Here is a 21,765-nt window from a genome sequence, read left to right as displayed (position 1 = left end):
TTTGTCAGGCTCCGATAATGAATTATTAGATGGATTAACTGTTCGATAAAGAAGGGGCTTTCCGACGACGGCGTTGCCGCTGCCGTATTCCTGGTGAGACCATTAAACGAATTAAAAAAGAGAATAAAACATCAACCAGTAACGCTAAAATTCCAACCATTACGGCACCCGAAACCATTTGCGGGTAATCATTCTGGGCGCGACCGTCAATAATCAGACGTCCTAAGCCGCCGAGAGAAACATACGCGGCGATGGTGGCCGTCGAGATTATTTGTAATGCAGCACTTCTAATGCCGGATAATATGAGCGCCAGCGCACAGGGAATTTCAACCGTCAGCAGTAATTTCCACGGTGAATAGCCCATGCCAATGGCGGCGTCAATTATTGAGGGATCAATAGCCCTAATACCGGAGTACACCCCCATCATTATCGGCGGTAGCGCGAGCACAATCAGTACAATAAGACACGGGATAATAAAGGCCAGATCCGATTCAAACACTGGACCAAATATAATCACCAGCAGAATAATAAGACCAAATGATGGCAACGCCCGCATAGCATTGGCACTGCCAATTAATACAGTGGCTCCTTTGCCGGTGTGGCCAACATAACAGCCGACGGGAAAGGCAATAATGACCGCCACGGCCAACGCCTCAACGCTATAAATCAGGTGCTGCAAAATAAGCATTAATAACCCGTCGTCATTTAACCAATGCGCAGAGTCGAGCAGCCAGTTAATCATTTTGCACTCCTTTTCGGTTGCCAGCGGGTCATTTTATTGCCGGTGCGCAGGACAAGGTTGTCCAGCAGCAAAGCCAACAGAATGCACAAAAAAATACCGGCGATAATCGGCGTCAAGAAATGCAGTTGAAAACCCTGAGTAAATAACGCGCCCAGCTGTGGCATGCCGACCAGCGCCGAAATTGATACGATACTGACGTTAGACACCACGACCACCCGCATGCCCGCTGCAATCACCGGCACCGCCAACGGCAGTTCAACGCTGATAAACCGCTGCACGGGACGGTATCCCATCGCGATCGCCGCCTGATGCGTTTCTGGCGGCACGGAGTCCAGGCCGTCACAGACGGTGCGAATCAATAGTGCAAAGGCATAAATTGTTAATGCGACGACCACGTTGATGGTATCGAGAATTTTGGTGCCTAGCAGGCCCGGCAGTAATACAAATAAGGCCAGAGAAGGAAGGGTATACAGTAGCCCGATGATATTAAGAATGCCGTCTTTAAATTTCCCGCAGCGTTGAAGCAATCCACCCACCGGAATAGCCAAAGCCAGGCCGATTAATACCGGAACGAGAGACAAATAGATATGCCATCCCAGCAGCGTTAATATATTGTCCCTTTGCTCAAACAACCAATCGAAGCGCATGGCGTTACCTCACATTAGACGAGTGAGAAAGCGAAAATGCCTGCTCAATATTGGCCGTACCGATAAATCGCTGATTTTCATCAACAACAATACCTCGGTGGCAGGGGGAGCTGAGTATTGAATCCATTAATTGCCGCAAAGTGCCATTTTTTGGGGCAAAGGTGCTGCCAAGATTAATATCTTCGGCTTCAACGGTCAGTTTATTACTGTTAACGTCAAACCAGCCAAGTGGAATATTATTCTCGACCACTAAAACCCACTGTTCATGACCCGCGATTGCTTTCGCATCGCTGACCGAAAATCCTGTCGTAATCATCTTCTCTTTATTGAGCCGGATATTTTCAGGAATAGCGTCAAAAGACAGTTTACGGTAGCCGCGATCGCGACCGATAAAGTCTGCAATAAAGGTATCTTCAGGCTCATTTAACAGCTTAACCGGCGCGGCAATCTGTGCCAGACGACCTCCCGGTCGAAATACCGCGACCTGATCGCCTAATTTCATCGCTTCATCAATATCATGAGTCACCATGATGATTGTTTTACCGATTTCACGCTGCAAACGTAAAAACTCGTCCTGTAGCTGCTCACGCACCACTGGGTCGACGGCGCTAAAAGGCTCGTCCATCAGCATAAACTCAGGATCTGAAGCCAGTGCGCGTGCCACGCCTACCCTTTGCTGCTGACCACCGGATAACTGCCACGGATAGCGTTCTGCCATTGCGGTTGAAAGTCCCACCAGCTCTAAAAGCTCCAGGGACTTTTTACGCGCCGCCTGCCGCGTTGCCCCGTTGAGCAGCGCAGTGACGGCAATGTTGTCTTGAACCGTTTTGTGGGGAAACAGACCGGCATTCTGAATGACATAACCAATCTTGCGCCGAAGTTTAACCAGGTCCATCCCCGCCGTTGATTGACCGTTAAGCAAAATAGATCCAGAAGAAGGCTCGATTAATCGGTTGATCATCCGAAGTGAGGTCGTTTTGCCGCATCCCGAAGGCCCTACCAGCATGGTGATTTTTGCCGTCGGGGCGCTGAACGACAGCCGGTCTACCGCCACCGTACCGTCTGGGTAAAATTTGCTTATGTTCTCAAATGAAATCATTAAGTTTCCAACCACATTACGGAGTGTTTTAACAGGGCACCTGCATCCCATCATCATGCAGACCTGACATGTACTAACTTGTATGTACAACCAATGCAAGCACGATGCCAATTTCTTTAAAGACGATAATGTAAGCGGAATCACTGGGGATGAAGCTTCGAAGTGGAGTAGGAAATGAAACAATGAAGGGGTTTTTTTGCACTATTAATACGCAGCACGCACCAGTTCAGTGCTCGGAATTAACCGCACACAGAAAAAACACGATGTTTAAAACACAGTAAATAAAACGGGCAGTCACATTTAATGACTGCCCGCCCTTACACTTAATGCGTGGGGATGATGTTAGCGGAACGGCGCGGGGTCGCCTGCTCCTTCGCGCACGACTTCAGGCACTGAGTCAGTTAAATCAATGACCGTGGTAGGTTGTTGACCCAGCGAACCACCATCAATAATCAAATCAACCAGTTTACCGATAGAATCTTTGATCTCTTCAGGATCTGACTCGGCGAAATCATTGCCGGGCAGCATCAGGGTGGTCGACATCAACGGCTCACCCAGCACGTCGAGCAGCGCCAACGCTATCGGATTTGAAGGCACGCGCAGGCCAATCGTTTTACGCTTTTCACTCATCAGGCGACGCGGCACTTCTTTGGTCGCTTTCAGAATAAAGGTGTAATTACCCGGCGTGTTGTTTTTGATTAAACGAAAGGCGGTATTATCAACATAAGCATAGGTCGACAGTTCAGACAAGTCGCGGCACACCAAAGTAAAGTTGTGGTTACCGTCAAGCTGGCGAATGCGGCAGATACGCTCCATAGAGGCTTTGTCTTCAAGACGGCAGCCCAAGGCGTAACCGGAATCGGTCGGGTAAACAATTACCGACCCTTTGCGCAGCATATCCACTGCCTGGTTAATCAGGCGTGGCTGCGGATTTTCTGGATGGATATAAAAGTACTGACTCATAATAAATCCTCTTTACTCCTTGTTGGCGAGTGCAATATAACCCGTTCAGCAGGTCGGCCAATCGCGCCACACCGGCTCTACCCCGGCCGGCAGCCAAAGCTTGCGGCCCAGCTCTATCCACGAGCAGGGTTGATGAAAATCGGAACCCTGCGACGCCAGTAAATTATAATCTCGGGCAAATGCCGCGTGCTGCGTGCGCTCGTGCGGCGCCTGCTGACATTGCGCAACTTCCATCGCATCGCCACCCTGTGCGGCAAAATAGGCAAGCAGCCGCTTGAGCCACTTGGTTGACAGCTCATATCGCCCCGGATGTGCGACGACGGCCTGGCCGCCAGATTGATGAATCACATCAATCGCTTCTTCTATTGTACACCACTGAGGCGGAACGTAGCCGGTATTGCCCTTTGCGAGATACTTTTTGAATACTTTGGCGATATTGTCGGCCGCGCCTATCTCAACCAAATAACGAGCAAAGTGCGCACGCGTTACTGCGCCGCCGTTGGCATGACGCAGTGCCCCTTCCCATGCACCTTCAATGCGCGCCTTTGCCAATCGACGGCCAATTTCCTGCGCCCGCTCAACGCGCAGCTGTGCCTGTTTTTTAAGCAACGCGACCATCGCCGGATGTTCCGGGTCAATGCGCAGGCCAACAATATGGATCTCGTGGTTCTCCCACAGGGTCGAGATTTCAACGCCGTTAATCAGCTGTAGCGGCAATGTCTGCTCGGCGATTGCCGCCGCCGCCCGCGCCAAACCGTCGGTATTATCGTGATCGGTAATCGCTAAAACGCCGACGCGCATTTCTACTGCCCGCGCCACCAGCTCCTCGGGTGTCAGGTAACCGTCAGATGCGGTAGTGTGGCTGTGCAAGTCATAAAGTGTGAATGCAGGATTGTCGGATAAGCTGGAAGTCATAGTAATTGCGGATAAACCTATTATAGAAAACTGCCACTATCATAACCCGTAAGCCACATTGGGGTTACCGCAATCTGGCATTACGGTTTAAATCGTGAGAATACTGAAAAAGAAGGTTGACTTTAGACCCATGAACTAGTTAACTAGTACGTAAGTTCACAGGAGACTGTGACAACCGAATTCAGGCAAGCACAACTCACAAGAGCGACTGATGATGAAAAATAACATGACTTCTTCAAACAGCTGGTGGCGCGCCTCCCCTTCGCGGGCGGTGTAATTGCGCATAGCTGTCGTCAGACGCTGCAGATACCCGAAGCCCGCATAATGCGGGCTTTTTTGTGGATAAATTTTAGGAATAATCATGAGTAATCAACGACATAAACTGGAACTGTTGACATCACAAGGAAGTCACCGTGGTGATCCGACAGCAATTTTCCACCAACTGTGCGGTGCACGCCCCGCTACGTTGCTGCTAGAAAGTGCAGAAATCAATACTAAACAAAGCCTTAAGAGTCTGCTGATTGTTGACAGTGCCCTGCGCATCACGGCTATGGGTCGCGTGGTAAACATTCAGGCGCTGACCGTCAACGGTGCCTCTCTGCTGCCGCTGCTGGATGCTTCACTGCCGGAAGACGTCATTAATACCGCACGTCCCAACGGCCGTGAACTGACCTTCCCGGTTATCGATACCCTACAGGATGAAGACGCGCGCCTGCGTTCCAAATCTGTATTCGACGCGCTACGCAATGTGCTGAATCTGGTTGAGTCGCCTGTAGAAGAACGCGAAGCTATGTTCCTAGGCGGCCTGTTTGCCTATGATTTGGTTGCAGGCTTTGAAGATTTGCCTCAGCTGCGCGCCGATCAGCGTTGCCCAGACTTCTGCTTCTATCTGGCAGAAACGCTGCTGGTGCTCGACCATCAGAAACGCACCAGCCGTCTACAGGCCAGCCTGTTTACGCCTAATCAGGATGAAAAACAGCGTCTGGTTGAGCGCCTTGAGCAGTTGCAGCACCAGTTACAGCAGCCTCCACACGACATCCCTCAGCAAACTGTTCAAAACATGCAGCTAAGCTGCAATCAGAGTGATGAGGTATTTGGCGGCGTCGTTGAGCAGATGAAAGTGGCGATTCGCGCAGGAGAAATCTTCCAGGTCGTGCCTTCACGCCGCTTCTCCTTGCCTTGCCCTGCTCCGCTGGCGGCCTATGAAACACTGAAGAATAGCAACCCAAGTCCTTATATGTTCTTCATGCAGGATAACGATTTCACTCTTTTTGGCGCCTCGCCTGAGAGCGCGCTGAAGTATGAAGCCACCAGCCGTCAGATTGAAATCTACCCTATCGCCGGGACTCGCCCTCGCGGACGCCGCGCAGATGGTTCTCTGGATGCCGACCTCGACAGCCGCATCGAACTCGAAATGCGCACCGACCACAAAGAGCTGGCCGAACATTTAATGCTGGTTGACTTGGCGCGAAATGACTTAGCGCGCATCTGCGAACCCGGCAGCCGCTACGTCGCCGACCTGACTAAGGTTGACCGCTATTCCGTGGTTATGCATCTGGTTTCTCGCGTAGTGGGCACTCTGCGCGCCGACCTCGACGTGTTGCATGCCTATCAGGCGGTGATGAACATGGGCACACTGACCGGCGCGCCAAAAGTGCGCGCCATGCAGCTGATTGCAGAATCTGAAGGCTCTCGCCGCGGCAGCTACGGCGGTGCCGTCGGCTATTTAACCGCCCACGGCGACCTCGACACCTGCATCGTTATTCGCTCTGCCTACGTTGAAGACGGTATTGCTACCGTGCAGGCAGGCGGCGGCGTGGTACTGGATTCTGTACCGCAGGCCGAAGCAGACGAAACCCGTAATAAAGCCCGTGCCGTGCTGCGCGCCATCGCCACAGCCCATCATGTTAAAGAGGTGTTTTAAGATGGCCGACATTTTACTTATCGACAACGTAGACTCATTTACCTACAACCTGGTCGATCAACTGCGCTCAAGCGGCCACCACGTGGTGATTTATCGTAACCAGATCCCGGCCGATATCATCGTCGAGAAACTGAGCCAGATGGAAAAGCCGGTGTTGCTGCTTTCGCCGGGCCCGGGTACCCCTTCTGAAGCAGGATGCATGCCGGAGCTGCTGCGCCGCCTGCGCGGGCAACTGCCGATTATCGGTATCTGCCTTGGCCATCAGGCTATCGTTGAAACCTACGGCGGACACGTCGGTCAGGCGGGTGAAATTCTGCACGGTAAAGCCTCTTCTATTACTCACGATGAGCAGGGCATGTTTGCCGGAATGAACAACCCGCTGCCGGTCGCGCGTTATCACTCGCTGGTCGGTAGCCAAATTCCTGAAGGATTGACCGTAAACGCCCAGTTTGGCGAGATGGTGATGGCGGTTCGTCACGACGCCGACCGCGTTTGCGGCTTCCAATTCCACCCAGAATCAATTCTAACCTCTCAGGGTGCCCGTCTGTTGGAACAGACATTGGCCTGGGCTTTGGCGTAAGGAGAACGGTCATGGAAACGCAAAATATCGCAGGTATTCTGGAAAACCTTTACCAGGCACAGCCGATGACTCAGCAAGAGAGCCAGACCCTGTTCAGTGCTATCGTCAGGGGTGAACTTGACCCCGCTCAGTTGGCCGCAGCGCTAATCAGCATGAAAGTGCGTGGCGAACAACCGGCAGAAATTGCCGGTGCTGCCAAAGCGTTGCTGGCCGACGCCGAGCCTTTCCCGCGTCCCGATTATAAGTTTGCCGATATCGTGGGGACCGGCGGCGACGGTACCAACAGCATTAATATCTCCACTGCCAGCGCTTTTGTGGCGGCCTGCTGCGGTGCGCCGGTGGCCAAACACGGCAATCGCAGCGTATCGAGCCGTTCAGGTTCGTCAGACTTGCTCGCTGCTTTCGGCATCCGCCTTGACATGCCGGCAGCAGATTCACGCGCGGCGTTGGATGAACTAGGCCTGTGCTTCCTGTTCGCGCCGCAGTATCACACCGGTTTTCGCCACGCGATGCCGGTGCGTAAAGCGCTGAAAACCCGCACGCTGTTTAACGTTTTAGGCCCTCTGATTAACCCAGCACGTCCACCGCTGGCGCTGATTGGTGTTTACAGCCCGGAACTGGTGCGTCCCATCGCTGAAACGCTGCGCACCCTCGGTTATGAGCGTGCGGCAGTGGTTCACGGCGGCGGCATGGACGAGGTCGCCATCCACGCGCCAACCCAGGTAGCCGAGCTTAAAAATGGTGAGATTGTCACCTACGAATTGACTCCGCAGGACTTCGGATTAGACAACTATCCGATTTCTGCACTGCTGGGCGGAGAGCCCGAAGAAAACCGTGACATTCTTGCACGCTTGTTACAAGGTAATGGCGACCCGGCCCACGAAGCCGCCGTTGCCGCCAACGTGGCAATGTTATTACGACTTTTTGGTCATGAAGATTTAAAATTAAACGCACAGAAAGCGTTGGCAGTAATGCGCAGCGGTGAACCTTTCCGACGCGTTACCGCATTGGCAGCAAGAGGATAAGTGATGCAGCAGGAAACCGTGCTCCACAAAATTGTTCGCGACAAAGAAGTTTGGGTTGCGGCGCGTAAAGAACAGCAACCGCTGGCCAGTTTTCAAAATGAAATCAAACCCAGCCAGCGCGGCTTTTATCACGCACTGCAGGGTGCCAGAACTGTCTTCATTCTTGAGTGCAAAAAGGCCTCTCCATCCAAAGGTGTTATTCGTGAAAACTTTGATCCGGTAGAAATCGCGGGGGTATACAAAGACTTTGCTTCAGCTATCTCAGTGCTCACCGACGAGAAGTATTTTCAGGGCAGCTTTGATTTTCTGCCGCTGGTGAGCGCTGCGGTGACTCAGCCAGTGCTGTGCAAAGACTTTATCATTGATCCCTATCAGATTCATTTGGCCCGTTTTTATCAGGCCGATGCCATTTTGCTGATGCTGTCAGTACTTGATGACGAGCAGTACGTTCAGCTTGCGGCCGTGGCACACAGCCTCAATATGGGCGTGTTGACCGAGGCCAGCAATGAAGAAGAGCTAGACCGCGCAGTGCAGCTTAAAGCCAAAGTGGTGGGCATTAACAACCGCGACCTGCGTGACCTGTCTATTGACTTACAGCGGACTCGCGAGCTGGCTCCACGTGTGCCGCACGGCGTAACGGTTATTAGCGAATCGGGCATCAATGACTACGCGCAAATTCGTGAACTGAGCCGCTTTGCCAATGGATTCCTGATTGGCAGCGCCTTGATGTCTGAAAACGACCTCACCAGCGCCGTTCGACGCGTGCTGTTGGGTGAAAACAAAATTTGCGGACTGACTCGCCCGCAGGATGCGAACGTCGCCTATCAGGCCGGTGCAATCTACGGTGGACTGATTTTTGTTGAGGGCTCTCCGCGCTTTATCGATAGCGTGCAGGCGAGGCAGGTGCAAAGCGGCGCACCGTTGAAATACGTCGGTGTGTTCCGTGACGCAGAGGCCTCAGCGGTTGCCGACAAAGCCAAAGCGTTGAACCTGTTTGCCGTGCAGTTACACGGTGAAGAAGATCAAAGTTATATTCGCCACCTGCGCGAAATTCTGCCGCAGAGTTGTCAAATCTGGAAAGCGCTGAGCGTTAAAGAGTCGATTCCTGCCCGCGACCTGGAGCACGTGCAGCGTTATGTGCTCGACAACGGCAAAGGCGGCACGGGTCAACGCTTTGACTGGAGCAAACTGGCCGGCGAAAAACTCGACAACGTACTGTTGGCCGGAGGGCTGGGCGCAGATAACTGCGTAGAAGCCGCTCAGTTGGGCTGTGCTGGTCTGGATTTCAATTCTGGCGTAGAACGCGAGCCTGGCATTAAAGATGCGGACAAAATTACCGCCGTATTTCAGACGCTGCGCGCTTACTAAATTAGTGTATAGGAAGAAATAATATGACCTTACTTAATCCCTACTTCGGTGAATTTGGCGGCATGTATGTGCCACAAATTTTAATGCCCGCGCTGGTGCAGCTTGAAGAAGCCTTTGTAACTGCCCAGAGCGACCCGGCGTTTCAGGCCGAGTTTATCGATTTGCTTAAAAACTATGCCGGTCGTCCTACTGCGTTAACGCTGTGCAAAAACCTGACGGCAGGCACCAAAACTAAACTTTATCTTAAGCGTGAAGACCTGCTGCACGGCGGCGCACACAAAACTAACCAGGTGTTGGGCCAGGCTTTACTGGCAAAACGTATGGGTAAAACCGAAATTATCGCCGAAACCGGTGCCGGTCAACACGGCGTAGCATCGGCGCTTGCCTGTGCCCTGCTCGGTTTGAAGTGCCGTATTTATATGGGTGCTAAAGACGTTGAACGTCAGTCGCCTAACGTATTCCGCATGCGTTTGATGGGTGCAGAAGTTATTCCGGTGCACAGCGGCTCAGCGACGCTGAAAGATGCTTGTAATGAAGCGCTGCGCGACTGGTCTGGCAGCTATGAAAAAGCACATTATATGCTTGGCACCGCCGCAGGCCCGCACCCTTATCCGACGATCGTTCGCGAGTTCCAGCGCATGATCGGTGAAGAAACTAAAGCACAAATGCAGGCGCGCGAAGGTTGTCTGCCAGACGCCGTTATCGCCTGCGTGGGCGGCGGTTCCAACGCAATTGGCATGTTTGCTGACTTTATCGACGACATCTCCGTAAAACTGATTGGCGTGGAGCCAGCCGGTTTGGGTATCGAAACCGGGCAGCATGGCGCGCCGCTCAAGCACGCACCTGTGGGTATCTATTTCGGCATGAAAGCGCCGATGATGCAGACGTCAGAAGGTCAAATTGAAGAGTCCTACTCGATTTCTGCCGGTTTAGACTTCCCTTCCGTCGGCCCACAGCACGCATTTTTGAACAGTATCGGCCGCGCTGACTACGTCTCTATCACCGATGACGAGGCGCTGGAAGCATTCAAAGAACTGTCTCGCAGCGAAGGTATCATTCCTGCGCTGGAGTCTTCTCATGCGCTGGCTTATGCCCTTAAAATGATTAAAGAAGAACCGCAAAAAGAACAGATTTTGGTCGTAAACCTCTCTGGCCGCGGCGATAAAGACATATTTACCGTTCATGATATTCTGACTGCCCGGGGAGAAATCTAATGGAACGCTATCAACAGCTTTTCAAGCGTTTAGAGAGCCAAAAAGAAGGCGCATTCGTTCCCTTCGTAACGCTGGGTGATCCGAATCCTGAGCACTCATTGGCGATTATCGACACACTGATCGAAGCCGGTGCCGACGCCCTTGAGCTGGGTATTCCGTTCTCGGACCCGCTGGCCGACGGCCCAACGATTCAAAATGCCAACCTGCGCGCCTTTGCCTCCGGTGTAACGCCAACAATTTGTTTTGGCATGCTGGAGAAAATCCGTCAAAAGCATCCCACTATTCCTATTGGTTTGCTGATGTACGCTAACCTGGTGTTCCACAACGGCATTGACGCGTTTTATGCACGCTGTGCCGAAGTGGGCGTTGACTCGGTTCTGATAGCAGACGTACCGCTTGAAGAATCTGCACCGTACAGAGCCGCAGCGTTGCGTCACGCAGTGGCGCCAATCTTTATTTGTCCGCCAAACGCCAGCGACGACCTTCTGCGCGAAATTGCTTCGCACGGCAGAGGTTATACCTATCTGCTTTCCCGCGCTGGCGTAACCGGCACGGAAAAACGCGCAGTTACGCCGCTTAATCACCTTGTTGATAAGCTGCGTGAATATAATGCTGCACCGCCACTGCAAGGCTTTGGTATTTCTGAACCTTCACAGGTGAAAGAGTCATTGGCCGCAGGCGCAGCGGGGGCGATTTCAGGCTCGGCGATAGTACGTATCATTGAAAAAAATCAAGATAATCCGGCGGAAATGCTGGTTCAGTTGTCACGTTTTGTCACTGACATGAAGGCCGCGACCCGCAGCTAACGGATTCAGATTTATACCTACTAAGGCCCCTGTCATCCTGTGACCGGGGCCTTTTTTTAAAAAATATTTTTAACTTTTTTACCTTTCGAAATTGGCGATCCCGCACTTTTGAACCACACTTAATTTGCTGATTGTTTATGATTTTTAATCAGGCACTTGTCTGCGCCAGATTAATTATTTACCGGATAAGTTGCTTAGATGAACTCATTAGTTTCTGATAACAAATTGCATGGAGAGTAAAATATGAAGCTATTAAAAAGTCTTTCAGCTATTTGCATGGCGGCAGTGGTTGTTACAGCTCTCGCAGCCTGTGCGCCAACGGCAAAGCAGGAAGGAACAGGTGGCTATCTTGATGACACCGTTGTGACGACTAAAGTTAAGTCTGCCCTGCTGGCAGATAAAACAATCAAGTCACGTGAAATCAGCGTCGAGACCTTTAAAGGTCGCGTACAGCTGAGTGGATTTGTCACTTCTGCCTCAGAAGCAAGCAGGGCCGTTACCGTCACTAAAGGCGTAGCCGGTGTGCGTTCCGTAGAAAACGACACACAGATTAAATAATGATTTAATCCTGCACGTTAAGGCAGTGAGTTGATCAATATAATGAAAGGCGTCGCGATGACGCCTTTTCTTCAGGCTTAGTTTATGACGGTTATTAGAACTTATAGCCCACGGCAAACATAAAGACCCAAGGATTTAACTGGGTGCTGACCGACTGCTGCTCCCCACCGGCTTTAAACCTGGCAGTGGTATCAATGTCCATCCACCATACCGACGCATTCAGCAGCCAGTTTTTATTGATGTTGTAGTCGATACCCGCCTGCGTTGCCCATCCCCACGAATGCTTCATGCTCAGGTCGGTTAAACCGGCGTCTGAACCCGTTTGATTGAAACGTGCGTGATAGAAAGTGGTGTAGTTTACGCCGAGGCCAAGATACGGCCGCAGTTTGTCTTCTTTATTGCCAAAGTAATACTGCGCCATCAACGACGGCGGCAGTTGCCTTACCGTCGCGATATCACCCATGCCATTGAGACCGATTTTATGCCTGAACGGCGTTGCGGCCAGCAATTCTGTGCCGATATTATCGGTCCACATGTAGCCCAAGGTCAGGCCAACCTGCGTATTGTTGCTGGCATTAAATGAACCAAGCGATCCTAATACGCTCGGTGAATTCGCCGAAGGTCTTACCGTTGCACTCCCTACGCGAACGATCACATCTCCCGCCTGATTGGCACTGGCTACCGTTGGTAAAACGGCGGCCGCGAGCAGTGCCCAATGTGCTGCTTTCATTATCCATTCCCTCGTTGTGGTTATTTGCGGAGTATTTAGCCACACTCCGCAAAACATTTACCGTAGCGAGTTCAGGTTTTTATATGAAAATTGATGTAATTGCACTTTGTTAAATTAATTATAACTCATTAAAAACAAAGGGATTGATCTAGATCAATTGATGGTTTTTTTTGCAGCAATACCAATCCAAAAAATACCTATTGCGGAAAATTTCGTGAGTGCGTAAGTTGCTCACTCACTGTTTGTTTTTGGTTTCATGTCTCCCTTCACGGTAGCGTCCAAAATGAGCGATATTAATAATCCGTGCGTATCCTGCGGCGCCTGTTGCGCCTACTTCCGTGTTTCATTTTATTGGGCTGAATCTGAAGAAGCTGGCGGCGTTGTTCCGCAGGCGTTGACGGAGCAAGTCACTCCCTTCTTAAGCTGTATGCAAGGCACCAATGCCCGATCGCCGCGGTGTGTGGCGCTTGAAGGTGAAATTGGTCAATCGGTTTCGTGCTCCATCTATCTGAACCGCCCAACGCCTTGTCGCGAGTTTGACCAGTCAGGATTAAACGGTGTGACGAATGAAGCCTGCTGTCGTGCACGCGCACGATATGGGCTGCCTCCTTTAGTGGAAGCGGTCTCGTTAGCAGCATTCGTCATTTAGGGAGTAAGAGGATAAAGTTAGACAGTAAAACGCCGGAATGCTCCGGCGTTTATTTAATGAGGATTAAGCACAGAGGTCCTGATCTGCTGTCATAACTTTGATACGCAGACCAATAAACTGGTTATAAACTTCGTCGACTTCCAGCAGTCCAACATCGTCAGATGGCCCTTTAAGCACTGCGCTAGGCACTTTCCACGGGCCCCAATAATCGACATCGCTGTTACCAAACAGCGCGACCACCGGTTTTTGCACACCCGCAGCAATGTGTAAGGCACCGCCATCACTGGTAATAATCTGATCACACAGCGACATCGCCGCCATAAGCTCGCGAATACTGAAAGTCGGCAAGGCAATCAGATTAGTGTCTCGGCAGGCGTCAACAATTTGCTGAGCTTTATTGTCATCGCCAGGATGCTCAGGGTTATCGTCGGCCCCGGGAGACCAGAACAGCACTATCTGGCAATCCTCATGGGCAGACAGCCGTTTGATGAATTCAATAAATTTTTCGACCTGCCAGCGCTGCTGCGGCTTGCGGGAGCTAATTTGTACGCCATAAACCGGTTTATCGCGACTGATGCGAAATTTTTCGGCCATGCTGTCAATTTCGTTCGTTGAAACATACAGCTCGAGCGGCCCCGGCGCTTCGTTAATGCCCAAAGGACTTGCCAGCGCATTCAGCTCCTCGACGATATGCCGACCTTTAACACTGACAATCTTGTCAGTGACGCAATCCGGTCCGTTAGCACCCATCGCAATAATACGTTTTGCTCCGGACATTTTCGCCCACTGAAGCGGACGCTTGTCGGTGCTGCCCACTATCGCCACGTCGTAACGGCCAAATCGAATCGCGAGAATCGTTTTCAGCCGTTGGAAATAGACACCAAGCAAGGTTTGCCCTGGCTTACGGTGGTGGGATTTGCAATAAAGGTGAACTTTGCCAACATGCGGGTTCCCTTCTAATACATCTTTATTATAGGTATTAACCAGCAAATCAAGCTTGACGGTTTGTTGCCCTGCAAGCGTTGCAATAAGCGGTGTTGTTAAAATCAGATCACCAATATTGTCACGTCTAATCAAAAGAATTTTCATATTCGCAGCTAAGGTAAGTAAACTCATTGCATCCTAATTTAAAAAAATAAACAAGCAAGCCTCTTTACGCAAAAAGAGCGATCTTTCATTTATTTATCTTGCAATTGAATTATTTTTCAATGTCATTGTCCCTTTATTTATTCTTTATAAATCGGGTTATTAAACCCAAAGTGGACTAACACAGCGCTGTATAAAATACGAGCAAGCGTAATAGTTCGTAAGTACAGAGTTTGCAACGATTGCCGGGGTGCCAGCGCGGTCATTACAGGGTACAATCCCGGTTCGGAAACATTTTAGATACCCCAAGGAGCATTCATGCCTATCACGGCCAGTACGTTGTACCGTGACAGTTTCAATTTTATGCGTAACCAACTCGGCAGCATTTTGCTTTTGGCCCTGTTGACCGCATTTATTACCGTCATTTTGAACCACGCTTTTACACCGGGCAGCGACCAGCTTAGCCTGCTCACCAGCGGCAGTGACTCTCTTTCCGATACGGCGGGCATGAGTATTCAGGAAATCATCCAGTCGATGACGCCTGATCAACAAATGGTGCTGCTTAAGGTTTCGGCGGCAGCGACATTCTCTGCGCTGGTAGGAAACGTGCTGCTGGTGGGTGGCATGCTAACCCTGATTCAGCAGGTCTCGGCGGGCGGGCGCACCAGTGCCCTGCGTTCGATTGGCTCTGCTGCGCCTATTCTGCCGCGTCTGCTGGTTCTGATGCTGCTGTGTACCATTGTTGTGCAGCTTGGTTTGACACTGTTTATTGTCCCAGGCCTGATCATCGCCGTTGCCGTTTCTCTCGCGCCGATTATTGTATCGACCGAAAAAATTGGCATCTTCAAATCGATTAAAGTGAGTGCCAAACTGGCCTTTGCCAACAGCCGAGTGATTATTCCTGCAATCATGCTATGGCTGGCGGCTAAAATGCTGGTTCTGCTGGCAGTAAGCCACCTTAAGTTTCTTGGCCCTGAAGTGGCCACGGTGGTGTTAAGCGCAGTGAGCAATTTGATTTCAGCCTACCTGCTGATTTATCTGTTCCGCCTTTACAGCAAATTACGCAGCTAAGAACCGATTTTAAGATAAGTAAACCGGGGCGCACTGACGCCCCTTTTATTTATAGCCTGCATTTTGAAGGCACATAAAGGATACGGTATAGTCAGCTCTTACCTATAATATGGAATGAAGTATGAAGCAGCTCCTTGATTTTCTTCCCCTGGTTGTTTTTTTTGTTTTTTACAAGCTTTACGACATCTATGTTGCATCCGGCGCGCTCATTGCCGCCACCGCGCTGGCGCTGATCTTCACTTGGATCAAGTACCGCAAAGTGGAAAAAATGACCTTAATTACCTTTGTTATGGTGGCAGTGTTTGGCACCCTGACGTTGGTGTTCCACGATGATCTGTTTATCAAATGGAAAGTAACGGTTATTTATGTCTTGTTCTCTGGCGCATTGCTGGTCAGTCAACTGATTTTGAAGAAACCGCTGATTCAGCGGATGCTGGGGAAAGAGCTGACGTTACCCGATGCAGTCTGGGGCAAACTGAATATCGCATGGGCAATTTTTTTCCTGCTCTGTGGTCTGGCCAACATTTATGTGGCTTTCTGGTTGCCTGAAAACGTGTGGGTTAACTTCAAAGTATTTGGTCTTACCGTTCTGACTCTGGTATTCACGCTGTTAAGCGGCATTTATATCTTCAGACACATGCCTGAAGAAGAAAAAGAAGAAAAAAAATAGTCGTTCCCCAACAGTTTTCGACCTGCAGTAGTGCAGCAAGCTAATACATCCTAGGACGTTTACTCAGGTAGGCGACTGGGGAGGTAGAGTGAAACGGCAGTATCGGCAGATTTAAAAGTTAGAGGGGATGCATTCTTAATTTTCAATGTGAAGCCCATCGATATGAACGATAAACATAAGTTACCCAATGGCGAAATGGTGTTACGCACATTGGCAATGCCTGCAGACACCAATGCAAATGGCGATATTTTTGGCGGTTGGTTAATGTCTCAAATGGATATGGGCGGCGCAATCCAGGCTAAAGAAATAGCCAAGGGTCGCGTAGTCACGGTTCGCGTTGACGGCATGACCTTTCTGAAACCCGTAGCAGTGGGTGACGTCGTTTGTTGCTACGCGCGCTGCATTAAAACCGGCAACAGCTCAATTACCATTAACGTTGAGGTTTGGGTTAAAAAAGTCTCTTCTGAGCCGATAGGTCAGCGCTATATTGCTACTGAAGCAGTGTTTACCTACGTTGCCGTTGATGAAGAAGGTAAATCACGTAAATTGCCTGACGGACGCAGTAATTTTAGCGTTGATTCAGCCGGTTCAATTGACGACTAGTTGAATTAAGCCCCCGCCCCGCTCTCTCTTTTATTCGCGGTCAATAACTTGACCGCGAATAAGTCCTATCACTTACCTTGATTAACGCTACAACGTTAACGTTTTAAATTTCTATCCGTTGGCGTGCTATCGGTATAAGTCACACGATGAGTTTGAGTACGCAGACCCAACTCGCCAGCAAATCCGGCCACTACGCCGCCAATGACCAGCAGAACAAAGGCAAACCAGCTGGCTTTAGATAGCTCAGCCGCCGCTTTATCTGCAACTTCCCGCGCTTTCTGTTCTGCATCGGCCTTCAGTTGCTGATATTTCTGATAAGCCTGAGCATACGCCTGCTGGGCTTTATCCACGATTTGATCAGCTTCCTGATCGGTTTTGCCGGTACGCGCCTTGATGATATTTTTCAGCGCGTCGCGGTCAGCCGCCTGCAAAGTGCTGTCTCCGCGTTCAATGACACCACTTAGCCACTGCTTAAGGTCCTGATCCGGTGACTGAGAACTGCCTGACTGGGCGGCCGCCTCTGCCTTGTTAGCCTCGCCCTGCGCCTGACGCTGTAGGTTTTCGGGTTGGAGTTCAGGCTTTCCGGTTTGCCGCAGCGTGGTGGTTAGCTCATTTTGCAAATCGTCGAGATTAATGTTGGCCTGCTGTAGCTGATTTTTAACCATTCCACCGGCCTGTGGAACTGCGCTGGCAATGCCGCTGCCAACGGCTTTAAGGCCTTCACCCGCCACGTTCATCGCGCCACCGATGGCGCTGCTAAACAGCATCGCCACGATGTAGGCCGAAATAAGCGTCACAACGCCCCAGGAGAGCACGCCGTGAAATGCCCCCTCTCTACTTGCCAGACGGCCTGCAACATAGCCGCCAACCGCATACGAGATAAGTACGTTGGCCAACATCCAGATTAATGCGCCAGTGCCCAGCCCACTCAGTGGATTATTTTCCTGCAGGGGATCGACGGTCGATGCGCCGATTGCCGTGCCGAGCATCGAAAGCAACATGTACGTCACTATGGCCAAAATAACGCCGGCGAATACTGGACCCCATGAAATACGTTTCAACAAATGAGTCCGGTATGCGTCCGCAGCAACCCCATCAGGAGATGGATAAAGAGTGGGTTCGTGATGCGTCATAATTATTTCCTCTATAAATTAATGACATAAAGCAACAGTTCTCGATGCAACCCATTGATGACCAGACTAGATCATTTAAAAATCGGCAATGGATATGCATTGATAGTACAAATAACGCGATCGTCAATAATTTATGCTTACTTATTACAAATAATAAGCATAAATAACCATCGATACTTTAGAGGATAGACAATAAATGAGACTGTGTTTAAAAAAATATCATCAAGGAATAAAAAATGGTGGGAGTAATGGCAGAGAACTCTGAGTAATTATAATACGTATTTGACACTAATAATAAAAAAGGGATAAACCAAAGTTTTATCCCTTATAAAAGATGCGGTATTAAGTGAGAAAGATTACTCCTCTACGCCACCGCTGCCGTTCATTTTAAATACCAGCGTTACCGTCAGATTTTTGGCCTCTTTAGCCTCATAACGCCACTTGTTCATCGCCATTTTCACTTCTCGTTCAAACATATTGCGCGGCTCGGCCGACAGGATGCGGATGTTGTCTACGCGACCGTCGCTGTCAACGTCGAACTGAACTTTCACGCGCCCTTCAATGCGCAACGCATAGGCACGCGCGGGATACTGCGGCTTAGTTCTGTCAAGCGGTCGGGGACCACTGCTGCTGCCGGTTGTCTGCGCGGCAGGCTTTGTCGCAGGTGCAAGCGGTGCTTTCTGCGATGACAAGGGCGCAGACTCTGCCTTGGCAACCTCCTGCGTTTTCTCAACCGGCTTCGGCTGAGGATGCGGCTTAGGCTTCGGTTTCTCGACCGGTTTTTTCTCCGGTTTGGGTTTCGGCTTAGGCTTCGGTTTTGGCTCAGGCAAAGGCACGGCAACAGGCTGTGTCACCACAGGCTCGGGCTTAATCTCGGGTTCTGGCTCCGGTTCAGGCTGCGGTTGCACCTCAGGCTGTGGCGTTGGTGGCGGAGCAAACGTTTCAGGATTCACCATAGTCACGCTCATGACGTGTTCTTCTTGCTTCGGCATCTTAACGGCGTCAGTAATAGTGACATACAGTAAAGCCGCGATGACGGCAGCGTGTATGCCGATGGACAGGATGGCCGGCAGAGTTACTTTGCGAATAATTGACTGTTTTTTTAACGGCATGGCATTAGTTAAAGACATCGCTCTTGGCTGCATAGTGATTCAATTTCCCCGTGAAGCCGCAAGTGTAAATGCAAATAGCAATCATATTCAATAAGCAGATGAAAACTATTCTCAAATACTGCACTTTTGATTCATTCTGGCCTCTTTCGCAAAGCCCGGGGTTTGGTTATTGTAATTGACCTCATAAGATCGAATTCGTTTGCGACTGTTCGATATTTTTACAACAAAAGATAAGGTGAGCCATGCTTTACATGATTTATTCTGAAGATGTTCCCCACTCTCTGGAAAAAAGACGCATCGCGCGTCCTGCGCATCTTGAGCGTCTGCAAAACTTGAAAGCAGATGGCCGCGTACTGGTGGCCGGACCGCTTCCGGCTATTGACAGCGAGGAGCCTGGCGATGCGGGCATGACAGGTTCACTGGTCATTGCGGAGTTCGAAACCCTCGAAGCCGCCAAGAGCTGGGCTGAGGTTGATCCCTACATGTTGGCGGGCGTTTACCACAAAGTGACTGTCAAACCGTTTAAAAAGACTCTCTAAACCAGCTTAATACACTGTCTACAACGTTCGCTATGACGTGAAATGTCCCTTTTCTCTGAAGCAGGTCCACCCTGCTTCTTTTAATTTAATCTTAATCTGAAGTGCCAAGCTAACCTCTTGCTTACGTGGTAAACTGATTACCCCAACCAGTGAGGTTACGCAATTATGTCATTCTTCGACGGATTGAAGTTTTTGACCAGTAAAACTACCAAGGTCGTTTGCCCTGAATGTCAGGCAACAACCGAGCAGATAAGCGTGAAGGTGCGCAAAAATGCTACGCTGGTTTGCCCCAAATGCGGTGCTCTGTTTCGCAAAAACGATCGATAGGGCTGAAACAATAAAGAGGATACGCAGGGAGGACCCGTGAAAAGGCGCATTACGCGCCCAATTGGACTTACCATTCGTTAATAACGGTATACAAACTGAGTCGCTGGTGTTGCAGAGAGTGGATCGCCCGAATACGATAAATATGGCGATAACGTCGCGACTGGCCCTCAAGCCAACGGTTTTTCCGCCTCTGAGATTGACGCTGCATACGCCACCGGCCAACTTCATTTCTACTGCGTTTCATACAACAAATATTCCTTTATAAAGGGCCTCTGTGCAAATAGCGTCAACATTATAGATCAACCTTGACCTGTTATTGATAGTTTTAGCTACGCTTAATTACAGGCTACTGCAGATTATTAACTTTGCCGACAATTCAATCAGAGCTAGCTGATTGAAGCTGCAGATAAAATTATATATAAGGTTTATCCTTTGATTCACTCTGCGTAAACTCACCAGATTGCTCGCGAACAGGATTTTTCGCCCCTATGACAACATTTTATACAGTAATCAGTTGGCTCATCGTCTTTGGTTATTGGTTAATAATTGCTGGCGTAACGTTACGCATTTTAATGAAGCGCCGCGCGGTTCCTTCCGCAATGGCCTGGTTACTGATAATTTTCATTATTCCTCTGGTAGGGATCATTGCTTATCTGTCGTTTGGCGAACTTCATTTGGGCAAACGTCGGGCGGAGCGCGCAAAGGCTATGTGGCCTTCAACGGCGCGCTGGCTCAACGACCTGAAGGGCTGTCATCGAATTTTTGCCAGTGAAAACAGCGATGTCGCCAAATCACTGTTCCAACTTTGCGAGCGCCGTCAGGGCATTGCCGGGGTCAAGGGTAATCAGCTACAGCTGCTGACCACCAGCGACGACACGCTGAAATCCATTATGCGTGACATCGAGCTTGCACGGCACAACATCGAAATGGTGTTCTATATTTGGCAACCTGGTGGACTGGTCGATCAGGTTGCCGAATCGCTGATGGCCGCATCCAGACGCGGCGTTCACTGCCGTTTAATGCTTGATTCAGCCGGAAGCCTGCAGTTTTTCCGTAGCCCTTATCCCGCGATGATGCGCAATGCTGGCATTGAAGTGGTCGAAGCGCTAAAGGTTAACCTGTTCCGCGTATTCCTGCGCCGCATGGATCTGCGCCAGCACCGCAAAGTGGTGTTGATAGACAACTATGTTGCCTACACCGGCAGTATGAACATGGTAGATCCACGTTTCTTCAAGCAGGACGCGGGTGTGGGTCAGTGGGTTGATTTAATGGCCCGCATGGAAGGACCGGTTGCCACAACGATGGGTATTGTCTACTCGTGTGACTGGGAAATTGAAACCGGACGACGCATTCTGCCGCCGGAACCTGACGTCAATCAGATGCCGTTTGAGCAGGAAAGCGGCCACACAATTCAGGTCATTGCCTCAGGGCCAGGTTTCCCTGAGGACATGATTCATCAGGCCCTGCTCACCGCCTGCTATTCTTCACGCGAACAGCTGGTGATGACCACGCCTTATCTCGTCCCGAGCGATGACCTGCTGCACGCCATTTGCACCGCGGCACAGCGCGGCGTTGATGTCAGCATTATCTTGCCGATGAAAAATGATTCAATGATGGTGAACTGGGCAAGCCGCGCGTTCTTTAACGAATTGCTCGAAGCCGGGGTTAAAATCTATCAGTTTGAGGGCGGGCTGCTGCACACCAAGAGCATCCTGGTCGACGGGCAGCTTAGCCTTGTTGGTACAGTAAATCTTGATATGCGAAGCCTATGGCTTAACTTCGAGATAACACTGGTCATTGATGACGCCGGATTTGGCGGCGATTTGGCCGTCGTGCAGGAAGATTATCTCGCCCGCTCGCGCCTTCTTGACCCTAAAGAGTGGCTCAAGCGTCCATTCTGGCATCGCATCGTTGAACGCCTGTTCTACTTTTTCAGTCCATTACTGTAAAATCGGCACCGAGAATGTTCTAATAGGTAATGTCATAAGCAGCCGGCTCCGGTCG

23 protein-coding genes, 1 pseudogene and 1 other annotated feature are annotated in these 21,765 nt (G+C 50.5%); of the genes and pseudogenes, 13 read left to right on the top strand and 11 right to left on the bottom strand.

The window, feature by feature from the left end; genetic code table 11:
• Positions 1-34: 34 nt before the first annotated feature.
• The 6 genes from GA565_RS09590 to GA565_RS09565 all read right to left on the bottom strand — a co-directional run bounded on the left by GA565_RS09590 (position 35) and on the right by GA565_RS09565 (position 4,729).
• On the bottom strand, positions 35-742 hold the full coding sequence (locus GA565_RS09590) for an ABC transporter permease (protein WP_152198255.1): 708 nt from the start codon (positions 740-742) through the stop codon (positions 35-37).
• Positions 739-1,389 carry an ABC transporter permease gene (locus GA565_RS09585; protein ID WP_152198254.1) on the bottom strand — a complete coding sequence of 217 codons (651 nt, stop codon included), beginning with the start codon at positions 1,387-1,389 and terminating at the stop codon, positions 739-741. Before GA565_RS09585 ends, GA565_RS09590 begins: the two co-directional genes overlap by 4 nt.
• A gap of 4 nt (positions 1,390-1,393) precedes the next feature.
• The gene (locus GA565_RS09580) at positions 1,394-2,488 is read right to left on the bottom strand and encodes an ABC transporter ATP-binding protein (RefSeq protein ID WP_152198253.1); all 1,095 of its coding nucleotides are present in this window, start codon (positions 2,486-2,488) and stop codon (positions 1,394-1,396) included.
• A gap of 342 nt (positions 2,489-2,830) precedes the next feature.
• Positions 2,831-3,451, bottom strand: a complete 621-nt coding sequence (locus GA565_RS09575; protein WP_152198252.1) for an L-threonylcarbamoyladenylate synthase — start codon at positions 3,449-3,451, stop codon at positions 2,831-2,833.
• 45 nt (positions 3,452-3,496) lie between these two features.
• Positions 3,497-4,366: a PHP domain-containing protein gene (locus GA565_RS09570; protein ID WP_152198251.1), complete on the bottom strand. Its 870-nt coding sequence runs from the start codon at positions 4,364-4,366 to the stop codon at positions 3,497-3,499.
• Positions 4,367-4,522: 156 nt separating this feature from the next.
• The gene (locus GA565_RS09565; protein WP_152198250.1) at positions 4,523-4,729 is read right to left on the bottom strand and encodes a hypothetical protein; all 207 of its coding nucleotides are present in this window, start codon (positions 4,727-4,729) and stop codon (positions 4,523-4,525) included.
• Positions 4,605-4,706, top strand: a sequence feature (Trp leader region). Its footprint overlaps the gene before it by 102 nt.
• Between GA565_RS09565 and GA565_RS09560 the strand changes: the two genes are divergently transcribed.
• From GA565_RS09560 to GA565_RS09530, 6 genes and pseudogenes are all read left to right on the top strand, one after another.
• Positions 4,728-6,290 (top strand): anthranilate synthase component 1, encoded by a 1,563-nt coding sequence (locus tag GA565_RS09560; RefSeq protein ID WP_152198249.1) that lies wholly within the window; start codon positions 4,728-4,730, stop codon positions 6,288-6,290. The genes GA565_RS09565 and GA565_RS09560 overlap by 2 nt on opposite strands.
• A gap of 1 nt (position 6,291) precedes the next feature.
• Positions 6,292-7,895 (top strand): annotated as a pseudogene (trpD, locus tag GA565_RS24780) (bifunctional anthranilate synthase glutamate amidotransferase component TrpG/anthranilate phosphoribosyltransferase TrpD).
• A 3-nt stretch (positions 7,896-7,898) separates the two neighbouring features.
• Entirely contained in the window at positions 7,899-9,263 is a 1,365-nt protein-coding gene (gene trpCF, locus GA565_RS09545; RefSeq protein ID WP_152198248.1) for a bifunctional indole-3-glycerol-phosphate synthase TrpC/phosphoribosylanthranilate isomerase TrpF, read from the top strand.
• A 23-nt stretch (positions 9,264-9,286) separates the two neighbouring features.
• The gene (trpB, locus tag GA565_RS09540; protein WP_152198247.1) at positions 9,287-10,477 is read left to right on the top strand and encodes a tryptophan synthase subunit beta; all 1,191 of its coding nucleotides are present in this window, start codon (positions 9,287-9,289) and stop codon (positions 10,475-10,477) included.
• On the top strand, positions 10,477-11,283 hold the full coding sequence (gene trpA / locus GA565_RS09535) for a tryptophan synthase subunit alpha (protein ID WP_152198246.1): 807 nt from the start codon (positions 10,477-10,479) through the stop codon (positions 11,281-11,283). Before trpB ends, trpA begins: the two co-directional genes overlap by 1 nt.
• A gap of 243 nt (positions 11,284-11,526) precedes the next feature.
• A complete protein-coding gene (locus tag GA565_RS09530; RefSeq protein ID WP_055770465.1) occupies positions 11,527-11,841 on the top strand; it encodes a BON domain-containing protein in 315 nt (104 codons plus the stop codon).
• A 94-nt stretch (positions 11,842-11,935) separates the two neighbouring features.
• On the opposite strand, the gene ompW is transcribed toward GA565_RS09530, so the two are convergent.
• The gene (gene ompW, locus GA565_RS09525; RefSeq protein ID WP_152198245.1) at positions 11,936-12,571 is read right to left on the bottom strand and encodes an outer membrane protein OmpW; all 636 of its coding nucleotides are present in this window, start codon (positions 12,569-12,571) and stop codon (positions 11,936-11,938) included.
• Positions 12,572-12,854: 283 nt separating this feature from the next.
• On the opposite strand from ompW, the gene GA565_RS09520 reads away from it, so the two are divergent.
• Complete coding sequence (locus GA565_RS09520) at positions 12,855-13,220, top strand: YkgJ family cysteine cluster protein (RefSeq protein ID WP_152198244.1); 366 nt, start codon at positions 12,855-12,857, stop codon at positions 13,218-13,220.
• Between the two features lie 63 nt (positions 13,221-13,283).
• On the opposite strand, the gene GA565_RS09515 is transcribed toward GA565_RS09520, so the two are convergent.
• A complete protein-coding gene (locus GA565_RS09515; RefSeq protein ID WP_226950935.1) occupies positions 13,284-14,336 on the bottom strand; it encodes a glycosyltransferase family 9 protein in 1,053 nt (350 codons plus the stop codon).
• A gap of 288 nt (positions 14,337-14,624) precedes the next feature.
• On the opposite strand from GA565_RS09515, the gene GA565_RS09510 reads away from it, so the two are divergent.
• The 3 genes from GA565_RS09510 (at position 14,625) to yciA (ending at position 16,650) form a co-directional block, all read left to right on the top strand.
• Positions 14,625-15,377, top strand: coding sequence for a YciC family protein (locus GA565_RS09510; RefSeq protein ID WP_152198243.1), 753 nt, complete (start codon positions 14,625-14,627; stop codon positions 15,375-15,377).
• A 121-nt stretch (positions 15,378-15,498) separates the two neighbouring features.
• The gene (locus tag GA565_RS09505) at positions 15,499-16,047 is read left to right on the top strand and encodes a septation protein A (RefSeq protein ID WP_055770455.1); all 549 of its coding nucleotides are present in this window, start codon (positions 15,499-15,501) and stop codon (positions 16,045-16,047) included.
• A 162-nt stretch (positions 16,048-16,209) separates the two neighbouring features.
• Positions 16,210-16,650, top strand: a complete 441-nt coding sequence (gene yciA / locus GA565_RS09500) for an acyl-CoA thioester hydrolase YciA (RefSeq protein WP_055770452.1) — start codon at positions 16,210-16,212, stop codon at positions 16,648-16,650.
• 95 nt (positions 16,651-16,745) lie between these two features.
• Here the strand turns inward: yciA and GA565_RS09495 are convergent, their stop codons facing one another.
• Complete coding sequence (locus tag GA565_RS09495; protein WP_152198242.1) at positions 16,746-17,783, bottom strand: hypothetical protein; 1,038 nt, start codon at positions 17,781-17,783, stop codon at positions 16,746-16,748.
• Positions 17,784-18,139: 356 nt separating this feature from the next.
• Entirely contained in the window at positions 18,140-18,895 is a 756-nt protein-coding gene (locus GA565_RS09490) for an energy transducer TonB (protein WP_152201402.1), read from the bottom strand.
• Positions 18,896-19,137: 242 nt separating this feature from the next.
• Between GA565_RS09490 and GA565_RS09485 the strand changes: the two genes are divergently transcribed.
• A complete protein-coding gene (locus GA565_RS09485) occupies positions 19,138-19,434 on the top strand; it encodes a YciI family protein (protein ID WP_152198241.1) in 297 nt (98 codons plus the stop codon).
• A 165-nt stretch (positions 19,435-19,599) separates the two neighbouring features.
• The gene (locus tag GA565_RS24775) at positions 19,600-19,761 is read left to right on the top strand and encodes a YnfU family zinc-binding protein (RefSeq protein WP_173882075.1); all 162 of its coding nucleotides are present in this window, start codon (positions 19,600-19,602) and stop codon (positions 19,759-19,761) included.
• A 67-nt stretch (positions 19,762-19,828) separates the two neighbouring features.
• Here GA565_RS24775 and GA565_RS09480 read toward each other — a convergent pair whose 3' ends face one another.
• Positions 19,829-20,005 (bottom strand): YciY family protein, encoded by a 177-nt coding sequence (locus GA565_RS09480; protein ID WP_139804062.1) that lies wholly within the window; start codon positions 20,003-20,005, stop codon positions 19,829-19,831.
• Positions 20,006-20,249: 244 nt separating this feature from the next.
• Here GA565_RS09480 and cls point away from each other — a divergent pair, with 244 nt between their 5' ends.
• A complete protein-coding gene (gene cls / locus GA565_RS09475) occupies positions 20,250-21,710 on the top strand; it encodes a cardiolipin synthase (protein WP_055770443.1) in 1,461 nt (486 codons plus the stop codon).
• Positions 21,711-21,765 lie beyond the last annotated feature (55 nt).

This window comes from Rouxiella sp. S1S-2 (assembly GCF_009208105.1).
Classification (GTDB): Bacteria; Pseudomonadota; Gammaproteobacteria; order Enterobacterales; family Enterobacteriaceae; genus Rouxiella.
The sequence above is the reverse complement of the archived record's forward strand: the minus strand, read 5'-3'. Positions and strand labels throughout refer to the sequence as shown.

Bases quoted from the DNA above. Each gene is read 5' to 3' on its own strand.
- GA565_RS09590 (WP_152198255.1), bottom strand. From the start codon at position 742: ATGATTAACTGGCTGCTCGACTCTGCGCATTGGTTAAATGACGACGGG.
- GA565_RS09585 (WP_152198254.1), bottom strand. From the start codon at position 1,389: ATGCGCTTCGATTGGTTGTTTGAGCAAAGGGACAATATATTAACGCTG.
- GA565_RS09580 (WP_152198253.1), bottom strand. From the start codon at position 2,488: ATGATTTCATTTGAGAACATAAGCAAATTTTACCCAGACGGTACGGTG.
- GA565_RS09575 (WP_152198252.1), bottom strand. From the start codon at position 3,451: ATGAGTCAGTACTTTTATATCCATCCAGAAAATCCGCAGCCACGCCTG.
- GA565_RS09570 (WP_152198251.1), bottom strand. From the start codon at position 4,366: ATGACTTCCAGCTTATCCGACAATCCTGCATTCACACTTTATGACTTG.
- GA565_RS09560 (WP_152198249.1), top strand. From the start codon at position 4,728: ATGAGTAATCAACGACATAAACTGGAACTGTTGACATCACAAGGAAGT.
- GA565_RS09565 (WP_152198250.1), bottom strand. From the start codon at position 4,729: ATGATTATTCCTAAAATTTATCCACAAAAAAGCCCGCATTATGCGGGC.
- trpCF (WP_152198248.1), top strand. From the start codon at position 7,899: ATGCAGCAGGAAACCGTGCTCCACAAAATTGTTCGCGACAAAGAAGTT.
- trpB (WP_152198247.1), top strand. From the start codon at position 9,287: ATGACCTTACTTAATCCCTACTTCGGTGAATTTGGCGGCATGTATGTG.
- trpA (WP_152198246.1), top strand. From the start codon at position 10,477: ATGGAACGCTATCAACAGCTTTTCAAGCGTTTAGAGAGCCAAAAAGAA.
- GA565_RS09530 (WP_055770465.1), top strand. From the start codon at position 11,527: ATGAAGCTATTAAAAAGTCTTTCAGCTATTTGCATGGCGGCAGTGGTT.
- ompW (WP_152198245.1), bottom strand. From the start codon at position 12,571: ATGAAAGCAGCACATTGGGCACTGCTCGCGGCCGCCGTTTTACCAACG.
- GA565_RS09520 (WP_152198244.1), top strand. From the start codon at position 12,855: ATGAGCGATATTAATAATCCGTGCGTATCCTGCGGCGCCTGTTGCGCC.
- GA565_RS09515 (WP_226950935.1), bottom strand. From the start codon at position 14,336: ATGAGTTTACTTACCTTAGCTGCGAATATGAAAATTCTTTTGATTAGA.
- GA565_RS09510 (WP_152198243.1), top strand. From the start codon at position 14,625: ATGCCTATCACGGCCAGTACGTTGTACCGTGACAGTTTCAATTTTATG.
- GA565_RS09505 (WP_055770455.1), top strand. From the start codon at position 15,499: ATGAAGCAGCTCCTTGATTTTCTTCCCCTGGTTGTTTTTTTTGTTTTT.
- yciA (WP_055770452.1), top strand. From the start codon at position 16,210: ATGAACGATAAACATAAGTTACCCAATGGCGAAATGGTGTTACGCACA.
- GA565_RS09495 (WP_152198242.1), bottom strand. From the start codon at position 17,783: ATGACGCATCACGAACCCACTCTTTATCCATCTCCTGATGGGGTTGCT.
- GA565_RS09490 (WP_152201402.1), bottom strand. From the start codon at position 18,895: ATGCCGTTAAAAAAACAGTCAATTATTCGCAAAGTAACTCTGCCGGCC.
- GA565_RS09485 (WP_152198241.1), top strand. From the start codon at position 19,138: ATGCTTTACATGATTTATTCTGAAGATGTTCCCCACTCTCTGGAAAAA.
- GA565_RS24775 (WP_173882075.1), top strand. From the start codon at position 19,600: ATGTCATTCTTCGACGGATTGAAGTTTTTGACCAGTAAAACTACCAAG.
- GA565_RS09480 (WP_139804062.1), bottom strand. From the start codon at position 20,005: ATGAAACGCAGTAGAAATGAAGTTGGCCGGTGGCGTATGCAGCGTCAA.
- cls (WP_055770443.1), top strand. From the start codon at position 20,250: ATGACAACATTTTATACAGTAATCAGTTGGCTCATCGTCTTTGGTTAT.